The organism is Fulvivirga kasyanovii (assembly GCF_009711405.1).
Taxonomy (GTDB): domain Bacteria; phylum Bacteroidota; class Bacteroidia; order Cytophagales; family Cyclobacteriaceae; genus Fulvivirga; species Fulvivirga kasyanovii.
In genome coordinates, this window is record NZ_SMLW01000497.1 from 1 (window position 1) to 14,114 (window position 14,114).

Below are 14,114 nucleotides of genomic sequence, written 5' to 3' on the forward strand. Positions count from 1 at the left end.
TTTTGCTCAAACTTTCCGGATTCTTTTGCGACATCAAGAGTGTACGGTAATTATTTTTGAGGTACACCAGACTTAATGACAGGAGCAGGAATAGCAGCATAAGCGATAGTACTACTACCCCCTGATGCCCCCAAAAACCGAAAACGGACATTCCCCAGTTAATCAACACCCATTGTGTAATATATAGTGAGGTAACATTCCGGCTGCAGTAATATAAAAACTTAAAAGCACGGTTGGTTTTAACATGTGTTGTAAGCAGGTTGACCGCCCAAAGCGCTACAAGGTTGAGTCCCATCAAACCCAGCGAACCGCCCGGGCCAAGGTGGTAATAATCGCCAAAGTGGTAGGTGAAATCATAGAGGCACATCAGTACGCCAACAGTCAGCAAACCTAAGCCTACCACCAGCATGGACTTAAAAAGAAATGCCTGATCAGAACCCTTCTCTCTGAACCACATACCAAAAAACAGGCCTATCAATATAAATGCACTCCACGGAAACATCGGGAAATATACCTGGTAGGTTGCACCCCATAACAGGTCGCAGATGTAGTCCAGTCCTACAATGCCCGGCCTATAGCCTCTCAGCTCGCTGGACACCATAACGATGAGCAGGGCCAGTACTAACGGCACATATTTACTTTTGGAAAAGCGCACGATAAATGCCATCAGGATAAGGGTCAGGCCGGCCAATTGCAGAATATCTCCCAGAAGAAGGAAGAACACCATGTTGGAAGGGTCACCGTAGGTCATGCCGTAGGCTTCTACAAAAGGCACGGGAAGCCCTCCGAAGAATAACGTAGGGACAATAAATTTGAGGATGTTCATGGTATAACCGGCCAGCAGGATAATACCTCCTCTTTTAAGGGATCCCCTGAAACTTTGCTTCCTTGAAAAAACAAAGGAAATACCCATAGACACGAGGAACATGGGGGCACCCTGCCCTAGTATGTGAACTACCTGTCCTAAGACGGATTCGTTTCGTGTTGCGGCATCTCCATACACGAGCATGGTATGCACGAGTATCATAAGCACTACACTAAGGCCACGGGCAAAGTCAATGGCCAGTATTCTGTTATTGGTTTGCATTTCAATTGTAGTTTTAGATGTGTTAGATTGAATTAGGTTGTTTTGGATTATTTGTGTTTGGTTAATCTATGTTTTATCTGGAGACTTCGCACTCGGCTCCTGACGCTCCAATTTGCCAGTATGTGTGCCAACAGGGTCTGCGTTTTATAGCAGGGTTTTTCTATGGCACAATTTCCATTCGGTTTAAATCCCCGGGCTACACCCGGGGCTAATGGATTTGGCTCTTTCAGAGCTTTGTCCGTAAAAGCCCGGCACATTAAAAAGGTTGGTTTGAATACCTATAATTCGCCCTTAGTGGATGTGCCCTTTATCTGTGTGTGCCAACAGGGTCTGCGTTTTATGGCAGGGTTTTCCTTTGGCACAATTTCTATTCGGGTTAAATCCCCGGGCATAGCCCGGGGCTAGTGGATTTGGCTCTTTCAGAGCTTTTGTTCTGAATAGAGTTTGCAGATGATGGGTTGATATCACTTCCAATCCATGTTCTGCTTCTGTCGGTGTTCTGCCCCCAACCCACGCTCTGTCTCCTACCTCATCCCGTGTGCTGTCCCCAGACAGCACACTTCAATATCACCTTCCTGCTTATCTTCACACTGGCTCAACCACTTCAGCACTTGCCCGTTTGTAGGTGGCTACCGGGTTTTTCAATGTTCCGAAAAATTGCAGGTTATTGCTGGGGTTAGCCAGGTCTACCATTTGCTGATTATTTCTTAACTGCAATCGGTTAAGGCATGAGCGTGTAAACTCTGGTGCGAAGAGGTCATATTGCTCAAACTTGTCAATCAAATGAGGATGTGCATCCTGGTAATTTTGGATGCATTGTGCCACCAGGTTCCAAAACCTCTCTTCATCGTATTGTGCATGCTCTACAAGAATGGCAGATAAAAACCTGAAAAAACAATCAAATACATCGGTAAAGATGGATAGCAGCTTGACATCTTCAGGCGTAGGGGCATATAACCTCTTCGCTTTCTCAGGCAATACCACATCAGGGCTCAGCACCACTACTTCTTCGGTGATATCCTTCATTATGGCTTTTACCGGTACGTTATTTTCCAGGATCAATATCAGGTTTTCTCCATGCGGCATAAACACCATATCATATTCATAGAAGCAGTGTAGCAGCGGACTCATATAGCAATCCAGATACCTCGTCAGCCACTCGTCCATATCCAGCCTGCTTGACCTGATCAATTCGGGTACAAATGCGGCTCCTTCTGTATCGACATGGAGCAATGCTGCCATAGTCATCAATTTCTGCCCCGGCTGGAGTACCGTGGCCGGACTTTCGCGCCAAAGTGCGGACAGCATTTTATTGTAGGCCAGGCTTCTGCCCAGTTCTTCATAATAGTGGTTGCGATACCCTACCGAAGCCACTTCGCCCAACATGGTAAAACCTTTCTCAGTAAGGTAAGCATCACCTGCCAGCCGTTCTGTGATCCACTCCATAATGGCCGGTGTGCTGCTCATGTAGTAGGGGGACAGACCTCGCATAAAACCCATATTTAGAATGGATAGCGCCGTTTTGGTATAGTGTTTTTCGGGGTTGGTGATATTGTAGAAAGTCCTTATCGACTGCTGCGCCAAATATTCATCAGAAGCATAGCCCAGGCATACCAGCAGGTTTGAAGCAATATCAGCGGCAAAAATATGCACAAGCTTGTTAAACCACTGCCATGGGTGGACAGGCATAAAATAATAATCAGCCTTATTCAGCCCCTTCTCTTGCAAGACAGCGCTGAATTTCCCCAAAGTATCCGCTCCAAGCTCCCGGATGATCAGGGCTTCGTAAGGCAGTCTTTCTATTCCCGCATAATCCGCTCTGCTTTTATGGGCAGCAACCCATATCATTTTTACAGGGGCACCGGCTTCGGGGGCATACGCCTGGTAGTCAGAAGCATCAAAACCAATACGGCCATTGTTTGCTACAAAGCAAGGATGCCCCGCTGTCATGGCATGTTCTATATCCTGATATTCTGCCACCGTCAATTCACATGCACTTAACTGCTTTTTGGTGTGCATATAGGCTGCACCATACAAAGTACTGCTAATCTCTTCCATGTAGGTAGGCAGCATTTCTGCAGGAATGCCGAGGCTGTCCCTGAATTCGGTAATAAACTTTAACGAATCGAGAGTGGCAGCCTGCCCATTGATCACCTTTTCAATAGATGCTTCATCAATATGCCAGTGATCCAGGTGTAGCTTTTGTGCTTTGAAACTGTATTCTGCATTACCATAGTCTGCCCGAAGTAAATAGTGTCCGACATCACCCTGCTGATGCAATAATTCCGGCGTGATCAGAAGCTCGTGGGCAAATTCACTAATCGCCTTTTTTAAATGAAGCCTGTTTACCTTCTCCCACACCTCATGGTTTAGATGGCTAACGGCCGATTCCGGTGAGAAATTAATATCTTTCATTTTTAATATATTTTTAAATTCAAGGTTGGTTTTTAATGGCCTGACTGAACTGCTCATAGTTGCAAAAGGCCAGACAAGCCGTTTTATGGGGTAGCTTTACCGTACGTTCGTATTCAAATCCTGCCCTCCTGTTGAGTCCGTGTATTTTATGGTTCCTTTCATCCGGCTCCACCACAACACGCTTTACCCGCTCGTCGGTAAATAAAAAGGTCATGATAAACCTGAAAATATACCAGGTGAAATTTGTAATGGGTTTATCGGCCGGAGCTACGAGTATGTGCATACCATAGTCCCCGGACTCCACACGATAGTGTTTGCCTATGACTTCATCCGATGTTTTGTATTTTTCCATCAGAAATGAAGGCTTGCCATTTACTGCTCCTATAAAAATTTCCGAATAAGTCAAAAGCCTTTCGTACTCCCGGTGTACGTCTTCAAGAGATGTATTTTGCATCATCCAGTATTTGGCATAGTCGCGGTTGACCCAATCATGGATCAGAGGCACATCTTCCTCCAGGATTAAAGGGGAAAGCGTTATCCTTCCAATATTCACCATCTCTTGGGCAAAGACTATTTCCCTTTCCCTGGTAGGGATGTTATGTATTTCTTGTGCTGTTTTCATTTTCTGGTTATTTAAAATCAGGTAGATGTTTGTGCCAGTGATATTTTTGACCTAAAACTGAAGTAATATGCCAGCAGGGTAACTATGAAGCCTGCTGCTGCCACAAAGAATGGCATTTGCAAACCGTGCAGGTCTACCAATATCCCGGCAGAGAATGAAGCTATCAGGACCCCCAGGTTTTGAAAAAAATGGATCTTGCTGTAATCCGTGGCATATGACTTCGGAGTACTTAGCTCAAAAAGCAATACATCGTATTTCACCACGGCATGGTACATGGCCCAGCCGTAAACAAACCGGCCCAGAAACACCACCAGGTCACTTGGGGCAGATTGCAAAAACAGCCCGGCAAGCCCCAACAGCATGGCCGGTACGATGCCTTTATAGCTGTTATCAGATTGCTTTTGTCTGTGGCTCAGCCAAAGAGCAAAAAGTGCTACCACTCCGGGTATGGCATAAATAAAGCCTGATACTATTTCAGAATCATAAACCGATACCGACTCCCAGTAAAGCGAGAAAAACGGACGGATAAGAAAGGCACTGAAATAGAACACAAGCGTGATCATCCCCAGCTTAAAAATGAACCCGTGCGGCACTAATGATGAGTCCTCTGCTGATTTGTCAGCCTCTTCATGCGTACGGCTGGTATCAAACCTGCTGCTTTTGATGAGAAAGAAGCTCACCGCCATCTGAACAAAATCACCGATCGCCATGATCAGAAACAGGTTTCGAGGATTATACAGATCAACCACATATCCGCCCAAAATGGCGCCCAGTATACTTCCAAAGTGGACAATTACCGACAACAGCCCAATGGTGCCCGAATAGTTACCTTTCTTCTCCAGGCTCATTACATACGGATAAATGAGCAGGTAGCTACCCTTAAAAACGATCATAGAAAGGGAAACTATCCAAAACTCCACAAGGCTTTGCGTCCAGTAACAATAAATGCAAAGCAGCCCGGCCAGCAGTTGTGTCCATACCAGCAGATTGAGCTCCGGCACCCGCCTGGCCACCCAGGCCCAAAACGGAAAGGCAAACATTACGGTAAAGCACGTGGCGGCTATGTAGTACCCCACATGTTGTGGATTGCTCATGCCAAACGTCTCCTCAAAAAACTGGGGATAAAAAGGCATAAGCATAGCATCGCTCACCACTGCCAGCAAGGTCATTGCAATGAGAAAAAAACGAAGGTTCATCATGGCTGTTCCTCAAGTTGCGGTTCCACCACACTGATCTCTTCTTCTTCATTCACCCCAAACTGCTGGAATGCAATTCTCTGCTCGATCGGGTAATGATCTTTTCCTGTCAGCGACCTGATGATGTGCGAATTGCGATAGCAGGCCATTCCCAGGTCCGGGGTCACAAAGCCGTGCGTGTGGAGCTCGGCATTCTGCACATAAATTTCACCATTATGTTTATCAATGCTGTAGTCGCGGTGCACATCATACCTGCCCTTGGCATCCCACTTTATCCTGTCGCGAATGCCTTCAACAAATGCAGGGGTGCGATAGGTATAGCCCGTTGCCAGAACCAGGCCCTCCGTATCAAGACGATAGTGCTTATTGATTTCGCGCTGGCATACTTCAAGCGCAAAGCTGCCGGTCTCCTGATCAAAGGTGGCCTTTGTAAGCTCCGAATTAGTTCTCAAACCAACCTTAATATCGTGAGTAAGCTGTTTGGTGTAAAGCAGGTTATAAATGTCGCCAATCAAATCAAAGTTGATCCCCTTGTACAGGTTCTGCTGCTCTTTTACCAGCTTATCCCTGCGCTCGGCGGGCAGTTCATAGAAATAATCGACATAATCAGGCGAGGTCATTTCGAGGGTCAGCTTACTGTATTCCAGCGGGAAAAAGCGCGGTGACCGCGTGATCCAGTTGAGCTCATACCCATGGACATCTATTTCCTGGAGCAGGTCATAAAAGATCTCTGCCGCACTCTGTCCGCTACCCAGGATGGTAATTGACTTTTTGGCTTGCAGCTTCTTTTTATGGTTGAGGTAAGAGGCCGAGTGTACAGCCTGGCCCATGAGCTCATTGCAGCAGGCCGGAATATAGGGTACCGTACCCGTGCCCACCACAAGTTTCCTGGCCTGGTACGTTTTGAGGTCACCGGTTTGAGTGCAAAGCGTCTGCACCTGATAGCATTGCCGCTGCTCGTTATAGGTGATCTGCTGAACGTCGGTATTAAATACAATGTTAGGCAGCTTACTGATCACCCATTGGCAGTACTGGTTATATTCATTGCGAAGCAGCAGGAAATTTTCCCTGATATAAAATGAATAGATCCTACCCTGCTCTTTGATGTAATTGAGAAAGCTGTATGGGTTAGTAGGATCCGCCAGCGTAACCAGGTCTGCCATGAAAGGAATCTGCAACGTGGTATTTTCCAGCAGCATGCCCGGATGCCAGTTAAATGATTCCCGCTTGTCTAAAAATATACCGTTCAGGTCGGTAATAGGCTCTGTGAGGCAGGCCAGACCCAGATTAAAGGGCCCTACCCCAATGGCGGCAAAGTCGTATGTTTTAGTTGTCGTCATAATTAATTATTTCTAAAGAATTCTTGTCCGTGTTTTTTAATGATTTGAATGATCTCCTCCATGTCCTGGATAGTAGTAAGCGGGTTGAGGAGCGTGAACTTCAAATAAACTGATCCATTTACTTTGGTACTGGCTATCAAAGCTTCACCCTCATGGAACATGGCCTTTCTGATATAGGCATTGAGCCTGGATAGCTGCTCTTCGGTAAGAGCCTTGCCTTTTTGAAAGGGCTGATACCTGAAAAGAATGGCACTGATTTCCGGCTGATTCAACACTTCAAAATCTCCGGAGGTGCGTAGTGACATGGCTGTGTCCTGGGCAAGTTGTATGATATCATCAATGTATTGGCCCAAACGCTTCCTGCCCATCACACGCAACGTCAGCCAAAGCTTCAGGGCATCAAAACGGCGGGTGGTTTGTATTGATTTTTTCACCATGTTGGGGATGCCTTCATCCTCCTGCTCCTTGGAATTCAGATAATCAGCATGATATTTTATATGGTCGACATACTTCTTGTGCCTCATAAAAAATGCGCTGGAACTAACCGGCTGGAAATAGGTTTTGTGATAGTCAATGGTGGCAGAATCAGAGAGCTCCAGGCCTTTTAGCTTGTGCTTATGCTTATCACTCAACAATAAGCCACCTCCATAGGCAGCATCTACATGAAACCACAGTCCATACTGCTGTGCTATTGCGGCTATTTCTGTCAATGGGTCAATAGCTCCCATGTCCGTGGTGCCGGCTGTACCTACCACTGCTATGGCAATGTTGCCCTTTGCCCTTTCTATTTCTATGGCCTGCCCTAATGCCGACATATCCATTCTGTAGTGGTGGTCAACAGCCACGGGAACAATGGAATTTTGCCCCAGCCCAAGAAGGCTCGCATTTTTCTTGAGGCTGAAATGGCTGACTTCAGAGCAAAATATCCTGAATTTGGCGGCTTCGGCCGGCAACCCCTGCATTTTAGGATCTACAGCAAAGTGGGTTTTAATAAACTGATCTCTCGCCAGCAAAAGTCCCATCAGGTTAGACTGGGTGCCTCCACTGGTAAAAATACCATCTGCATCGGCAGGGTAGCCCATGTGGTCCAGCGTCCAGTTGATCAACTTAAGCTCAACAAAAGTGCCTCCTATGCTCTGGTCCCAGGTGTCCATGGAGGTGTTGATAGAGCTGATAATCACTTCCGCAGCCAGGGCTGGTATTAGCACAGGGCAATTGAGGTGTGCCACATATTTGTTATGGTGGAAATTAACAGCATCATTAAGGTACAGCTCTTTTAGCTCCTCTAGGGTCTCATTGAGCGTTAGGTTTTCTTCTGCATCCAGAAATATCTTTTCAAACCTTTGCTCAATGGCCTCCACCGAAACTCCGGTGAAAGGTGTATCGCGTGACTCAAGGTGGTTCACTACCGCATTGGCGGCTTCGTGGATGCTCTTTTGGTACAAAAATTTATTCTCCGGCAGATCATTAAAGAAGTACTTGTTACTAGTACTCCGGATAATCTGATCCAGCAGTGCGGTGTCGTTTTTTTCAAAATTCATGACAAGACATTGGTTTATAGTTAGTTTTAGCTAAAGTTCTAAGAGTAAAGCACTTACAATTTTCTTAATTAGAATAATTCTAAATAAGGTGTTTCTGCTGCAAATGTATTGGCAATGTGAAGGGCGGACAATCCCGCAAATGGCGTATTTTTAGGGTATTTTATGAGGTAGGAATAAGTAGTGAATTTGAGGTATTCATCTACCTAAAATTGGGTATATGAGGCGGAAGCAATTCTGCCTGGGAAAAGCATAAGGATGCACTCCTTCTCCATGATCTGTTCCCTGACAGATCATCTACTGTATGCTCTGAAACACAGCCTTCCCAGGTTCTGTCCCTGACAGAACTATCTCTTTACAGAACCTTCTGCATACATTACATTATGCGGTTGTTGACGGCGTATAGAACCAGATCGCTGGTAGATTTGAGATTGAGCTTTTTCATGATGTTTTTGAGGTGGGTGCGTACTGTATGTATACTGATGGAAAATTCTTCGGCTATTTCATACGGCTTCTTTCCGGCTCCAATATGTTTGGTCACTTCCATTTCCCTTTCCGTAAGTTCCGGAACCCTGCTTGCCAGGGTTGCTATGGGATTTACCCGCTTTTCCAGTAAAACTTCAAGCACTTTATGACAAAAGAATTTCTCTCCACGAGCTACGGTCTCTATGGCCCTCAGTACCTGCTCTTTGTTACACTCTTTGGTAATGTAGCTCTCCACTCCTGACTCAAGTACCCGGTTGATATTGGTTTTACAGACATCAGACGAGACTATGATGATGCTGCTTTCCGGGGAGTTTTTACGGATGTTGCCTATATCATTGATACTAAAATGTCCGGGGATATCATAATCCAGCATCACTAATTGCGGCTGGTGCTGAGCCACAGTCCTGCATAGTTCATCACTATTTTCAGCTTCCGATACTACTTTTACCTTTCTCCTATTGCGCAAAAGCAGTTTCAATCCATCTCTATACAAAGGCTGGGTATCAGCTATTACTGCCGTAATCATGTCGTTTGGTCAGGTTTAGGTCTTATTTAAAATGATTTTAAATAAGAAGCAAAACTAGTCGTGAAATGTGTATTCCGGTATAGCTAGTGCTAGTGATTTGCACTTTTTCACCTCCAAAAATGTCCCTTCTATGGTATGCTCCAATGAAATTTTTAAAAAAGTAAAAATTTCCATATCCCTGCTGACATAGGGCTGTCACAAGTGCATAATACCTTTATAAAAAACAAAGGAACCAACGCACCAAAAAACTGACCGACCCCATGAAACAGCTAAAATTATTTACCCCAAGTGTCTCACAATCCATACAGGTTGATATAAACAGAAGGCTAAAGAAAAACAGAAAGGCCGCCACAAAAGATACCTCACAGGCTGACCTCTGGACACAGCCAAAGGAAGAGGAGCGGGAAATGGCCTTGTTCTTTCTGGATATCCGCAATTTCACTCCATTTGTTGAGCGACATACGGCGCATGAGGTGATCTACATTGTAAGGAAGCTGTTCTCCTCATTTCAGACTATCGTCCGGTCTAACCATGGCCAGATCATAGAGACTTCCGGTGATGGCTTTTATGCAGCCTTCGGATTTGACCGTGGTGTAGAAGAGGCAGTGGCATCAGCAATAAAGGCAGGAAAAGCCATTTTAGAAAGCCTCGAAGGCCTGAATGAAAATATATTTGTAAAAAAACTGAATCAGCGTATTGATGTAGGTATAGGCCTCCACGCGGGTAAAGTGGCTACAGGCACTATCCATTTGGGAGGCAAAGATCATTTGATCGTGATGGGGTATCCGGTCAATATTGCTTCCCGGTTAGAGGCTGCTACTAAAGAGCTGAACAATAACTTCATTATTTCTGCCACTGCCTTTGAAATGCTTAACAATCCTCCGGCAGACCAGCCAACAACGGAGATCAGCCTGAAAGGTGTTGTCGGGCCATGCAGGATACATCTTTTGGGAAAGCCTTATGTGGGGAATTGAATAAATACAAAAAGATCTCCAAGGTTTTTTTAAACCTTGGAGGTCTTACTTCCCCTACTCCTTTCTCGTTTCCTGATCGAGGATTTTCAGCAGGGTGGGCATGCGGTAGTCTCCGTGCATATTCCTGATGTTGTCTGCAGCTTTGCTTAATGCTGTTCCTTTACTGGTGATGTAAAGGGGGTTCAAGCTTTGGCCGCGGCAAACCTCCATCTTGTTCTTTTGTAACTTGGCGAAGTTGGATTTAGCCACTCCAATCACCGGAAATTGTGCCTCCAGTTTTTCGTATAAATGGCCTCCGAGCCCTGGCTTCCCCGTATCATCAAGCACCACATAGCCGTCCACTACTATGGCCTCAAGCTGCCCGGTATCAATCTTTTGCAACAGGCTTAAAATACACGGAAGCTCACGCTTATAAAATTGCCCGGGTTCATATTCCTTTACGCCTTCTATGAACTCATGGTATATTTCCACAGGCTCATGATCCGTCCAGTCTTCAAAAGCCACAGCCACAGTTTTGGCGCTATTGCCCCGGTAGTAAGTATCAAAAGCTAAAATCATTCGCCCCGATCAGTCCGTTTTTACTTCCAATGGCCCGGCATTTTTAAGGGAGTAAGAATCGGAAGATTTCACATGAATGTTCAGTTTATCTGACGTATTGATGTCGATCAGGTTCACATCTACTTTATCGCTCAGCCTGACCGTAATGGAGCCATCAGCATTAACAGGTACTAACCCATATTTTTGATTCTCCACCAATTGCACCGGTTCCTTTAGATCATCAGCATGGGCTTCGGGGATAATGCTCAACTCTTTCAGCGTGAGGATAGACAGGTTAACAGCTATCACGGTGAGTATCACTTTTGTAAACTTATCAAATTTCATATTAGCAGGATTTAAATTGATATTAGGATAAGAATAAAACTAAAATAGGAAAAGATAATCAATACTGTGCCGGATTAGTCTATGAACCTGACGCAAATCTTTCCTCGATCACTTTCCAATGGTCCCTTCTCATCCAATAGTAGCGCTTATTGCGCAGGGTAACAATCAGCCTGAAAATTGGATTGTTGCGTTTTCTATAATTTTCAGCACATACTTTGGCCAGCCACTGTTCATCAAAACCGGCCCACTCTCCCACCACACTATTCAGATTGGCCTGTAAAGCGGGAAAAACCTCGTACAGATCAATTGTTTTAAGCTCCTTAATTGATTTGCCGGAGTCTTTCAGTTGCCTGTAAATGAAATCATAATCCTTCTCCTGAAGCTCTGTGTCCAGGTAGAACTCGGAGAGGGCAACCCATACGGGTAATCTGTCATCAATGATATTCATTGGCCGGAATTAAAAAATTAGCTTACCTCAAAAGGTTAATGAATTAAACCATTGATTTGTTGCAATAGCTCGCTCTCTCAAAATCTCTGATGTTCATAGAAATCACGGGTACGTCCGGGAACATCTCATTGAGCTTACTGACCATTCTTTTAGAGAGATCACTCTTTTGATCAATATCCCGGCCTTCCATGATGTTGGCAAACACATGCAAAAAATCGTTTTGGGTGTTGGCTGTATTGTAATACTTAAATGGATGGATCCTTACTTTGATGTCGGCCTGCTTAAACAATCCGGTAGATTCAGCGGTCTCAAATACGGCTTTCATGATCTCTTCCGGGGCCTTTTGGCTAATAATATTCTCTGAGCAATCTATTACAAAATGTGGCATATATTAATATATTTAAAAAAAAAACGATGAATCCTTTTTTAAAGCGCTTCAAACTGAAAAACCCGTAGAGCAAATGAATCTTACAATAAAACACTCAATGTGAAGCTGCCTTTGAAAAGCAGTAAACTGCACCTATTGTTGTTTTATAAAATTCCACCAACTGCTTCTGTCGATTGCTGATAACAACTGCCTTCCAACATCGAGGCGAAAAGTTAGTGTCTGCCGGAAATTCCATCTGATTCTTTAAAGCTAGCAATCTATTTTTGACATAGGCAGTTTCAAGTCAATTTTTGCAAACCTAGAGCAATTTCATAATGAGTCAAACATCCTGATTTTCCATGTGCCATTAAGGAATTTAAGCCTTCAGGAGTAATTCTTAAGGAAGAATTAGTCAAAAACAATTTCCTCATATTGTAATAATAGGTTGTTAAATATTGCAATACCCTGCAACGAACATATCAGTCGTTATAAGGTCGATGAAAAAAATCCTGAATTTCCTCAACTAGCAGAGTAAAAACAAACCGTTTTTACGAATATTAATACGATTAAAACCGAATTAAAATACTAAATTCGCGCCCCAAGTTGATCTATAGTGGTATAAAAAAACCATAAACCAAATAATATAGTGAAAGCAAGAAAAATCAACCTTAAGTTAAACCATCTGACTCTCATAGTATTCATGAGTTTGATGTTTTTCCAATCCTACGGTCAATTGTGGCCTACAGGTATTCATGACCCATCCAGTATAATAAAATGTAAAGACAAGTATTGGATTTTTGGCACGGGAAACGGCATTTCATCTAAATATTCAACGGATCTGGTGACATGGACTGATGGTCCCTCCGCCTTCCAAAATGGAGCATTTCCTGACTGGATACTGAAGTATGCTAAAAACCCAAACAACACAGATAAATTTGAGGGGCACTTTTGGGCACCGGACATCATTCATATGAATGGTAAATATTATCTGTATTACTCCGCTTCTGTATGGGGCACTACCTACTCATGTATTGGGGTGGTGGTAAATAAAACACTAGACCCTCAAGACCCAGAATATAAATGGGTGGATCAGGGAGATATAGGAATACATTCTCCAAAATGGGGCTGGAACATTAATGCCATAGATCCCGCTATGATGAAAAGCCCTGATGGCCGGGTTTGGATGACCTATGGTTCCTTCAATAAAGACGGCATAATGGTTACCGAGATTGATACCGTAAGTGGAGCACCAAAAGGCACTACGGTATCGGTCGCTAATTCCTGGACAGGCGGATATAGCTATGGAGAGGGTGAAGGAGCTCACACGCTGTACCATGACGGGTATTATTACTTATTTTACAACAAAGGTGGCTGCTGTTCAGGCATAGCAAGTTCTTATTACATCGTAATGGGAAGGTCTACCTCTCCACAAGGACCGTTTGTAGACAAATCAGGGAAGCAAATGAGACTTGAAAATGAAGCTAGTGGAGGAACTATCGTATTCAAACATGATGACAGCCGGGGTCTGGAAGACAGGTACTACGGCCCGGGACACCTGGGGTCTTTCAGGGAAAATGGTGTGGATTATGTAACCTTCCATTACTATGAACCCAATGGCCCTTTTCCGAATGAGGAAGCTAACAATATGGGCAGCCCTACCTTAGGCCTCGCAAAACTCGAATGGGGTGAGGATGGCTGGCCCAGCATTTCCATGGATTTTCTCAAAGAAGGCGTTTATACTTTAACAAATGCACATAGCAATAAGGTCCTGGGCCTGGAGGGGAACAGCACAAATGCCGGAACAATTGCTTATCAGTATACAAAAGATGATACTCAGGCTACACAGCGTTGGTACTTTAAACCCTTAGGAACAGGAGAGTACACTATTCAGAGTTTTGCCGATACCAGCAAATACCTTGAAGTAGCTGCTCCTGATTATAACAGCAAGATCCAACTAGCCAGTAAGTATACCGGAGCTATTAATCAGAAGTGGAGACTGGTTAAAGACGTCCATGGGAAACTAATAATTTATCCTTCTACCAAGGATGTTATCATGGAGATCCCTTATGCATATACACAAGATTATGCTGTTAAACTTTGGTCCAACTCTAACCATGCCTGCCAAAGATGGACTGCCGATTTAGTGGGCACTGTCGATGCTCCTGCATCGGTTGATTTACAGGCATCAGGAGCTGACGGCGCAGTTAACCTGTCATGGACTTTAAACAACATA

Annotated in this window: 13 protein-coding genes; 2 read left to right on the plus strand and 11 right to left on the minus strand. The window is 44.4% G+C overall.

The window, feature by feature from the left end; genetic code table 11:
* From E1163_RS09845 to E1163_RS09875, 7 genes are all read right to left on the minus strand, one after another.
* A partial coding sequence (locus tag E1163_RS09845; RefSeq protein WP_155171272.1) for a heparan-alpha-glucosaminide N-acetyltransferase domain-containing protein occupies positions 1-1,087 on the minus strand: 1,087 nt, incomplete at its 3' end.
* 585 nt (positions 1,088-1,672) lie between these two features.
* The gene (locus E1163_RS09850; RefSeq protein ID WP_155171273.1) at positions 1,673-3,502 is read right to left on the minus strand and encodes an IucA/IucC family protein; all 1,830 of its coding nucleotides are present in this window, start codon (positions 3,500-3,502) and stop codon (positions 1,673-1,675) included.
* A gap of 19 nt (positions 3,503-3,521) precedes the next feature.
* On the minus strand, positions 3,522-4,124 hold the full coding sequence (locus tag E1163_RS09855) for a GNAT family N-acetyltransferase (protein WP_155171274.1): 603 nt from the start codon (positions 4,122-4,124) through the stop codon (positions 3,522-3,524).
* A 17-nt stretch (positions 4,125-4,141) separates the two neighbouring features.
* Positions 4,142-5,323, minus strand: a complete 1,182-nt coding sequence (locus E1163_RS09860; RefSeq protein WP_221417977.1) for an MFS transporter — start codon at positions 5,321-5,323, stop codon at positions 4,142-4,144.
* Positions 5,320-6,660, minus strand: a complete 1,341-nt coding sequence (locus tag E1163_RS09865) for a lysine N(6)-hydroxylase/L-ornithine N(5)-oxygenase family protein (RefSeq protein ID WP_155171275.1) — start codon at positions 6,658-6,660, stop codon at positions 5,320-5,322. The genes E1163_RS09860 and E1163_RS09865 overlap by 4 nt, the downstream gene beginning before the upstream one ends.
* Positions 6,661-6,662: 2 nt before the next feature.
* Positions 6,663-8,201 (minus strand): pyridoxal phosphate-dependent decarboxylase family protein, encoded by a 1,539-nt coding sequence (locus E1163_RS09870; RefSeq protein WP_155171276.1) that lies wholly within the window; start codon positions 8,199-8,201, stop codon positions 6,663-6,665.
* 373 nt (positions 8,202-8,574) lie between these two features.
* Entirely contained in the window at positions 8,575-9,210 is a 636-nt protein-coding gene (locus E1163_RS09875; RefSeq protein ID WP_155171277.1) for a response regulator, read from the minus strand.
* Between the two features lie 260 nt (positions 9,211-9,470).
* On the opposite strand from E1163_RS09875, the gene E1163_RS09880 reads away from it, so the two are divergent.
* Positions 9,471-10,184 (plus strand): adenylate/guanylate cyclase domain-containing protein, encoded by a 714-nt coding sequence (locus E1163_RS09880; RefSeq protein ID WP_155171278.1) that lies wholly within the window; start codon positions 9,471-9,473, stop codon positions 10,182-10,184.
* A 54-nt stretch (positions 10,185-10,238) separates the two neighbouring features.
* On the opposite strand, the gene E1163_RS09885 is transcribed toward E1163_RS09880, so the two are convergent.
* The 4 genes from E1163_RS09885 to E1163_RS09900 form a co-directional block, all read right to left on the minus strand.
* The gene (locus E1163_RS09885; protein ID WP_155171279.1) at positions 10,239-10,742 is read right to left on the minus strand and encodes an endonuclease V; all 504 of its coding nucleotides are present in this window, start codon (positions 10,740-10,742) and stop codon (positions 10,239-10,241) included.
* Between the two features lie 9 nt (positions 10,743-10,751).
* Entirely contained in the window at positions 10,752-11,066 is a 315-nt protein-coding gene (locus E1163_RS09890) for a hypothetical protein (RefSeq protein ID WP_155171280.1), read from the minus strand.
* Between the two features lie 79 nt (positions 11,067-11,145).
* A complete protein-coding gene (locus E1163_RS09895; RefSeq protein WP_155171281.1) occupies positions 11,146-11,514 on the minus strand; it encodes a DUF7079 family protein in 369 nt (122 codons plus the stop codon).
* Between the two features lie 43 nt (positions 11,515-11,557).
* Positions 11,558-11,902 carry a 5-carboxymethyl-2-hydroxymuconate Delta-isomerase gene (locus E1163_RS09900; protein ID WP_155171282.1) on the minus strand — a complete coding sequence of 115 codons (345 nt, stop codon included), beginning with the start codon at positions 11,900-11,902 and terminating at the stop codon, positions 11,558-11,560.
* Positions 11,903-12,527: 625 nt separating this feature from the next.
* Between E1163_RS09900 and E1163_RS09905 the strand changes: the two genes are divergently transcribed.
* The coding region (locus E1163_RS09905) for a family 43 glycosylhydrolase (protein ID WP_155171283.1) at positions 12,528-14,114 on the plus strand (1,587 nt) is incomplete at its 3' end.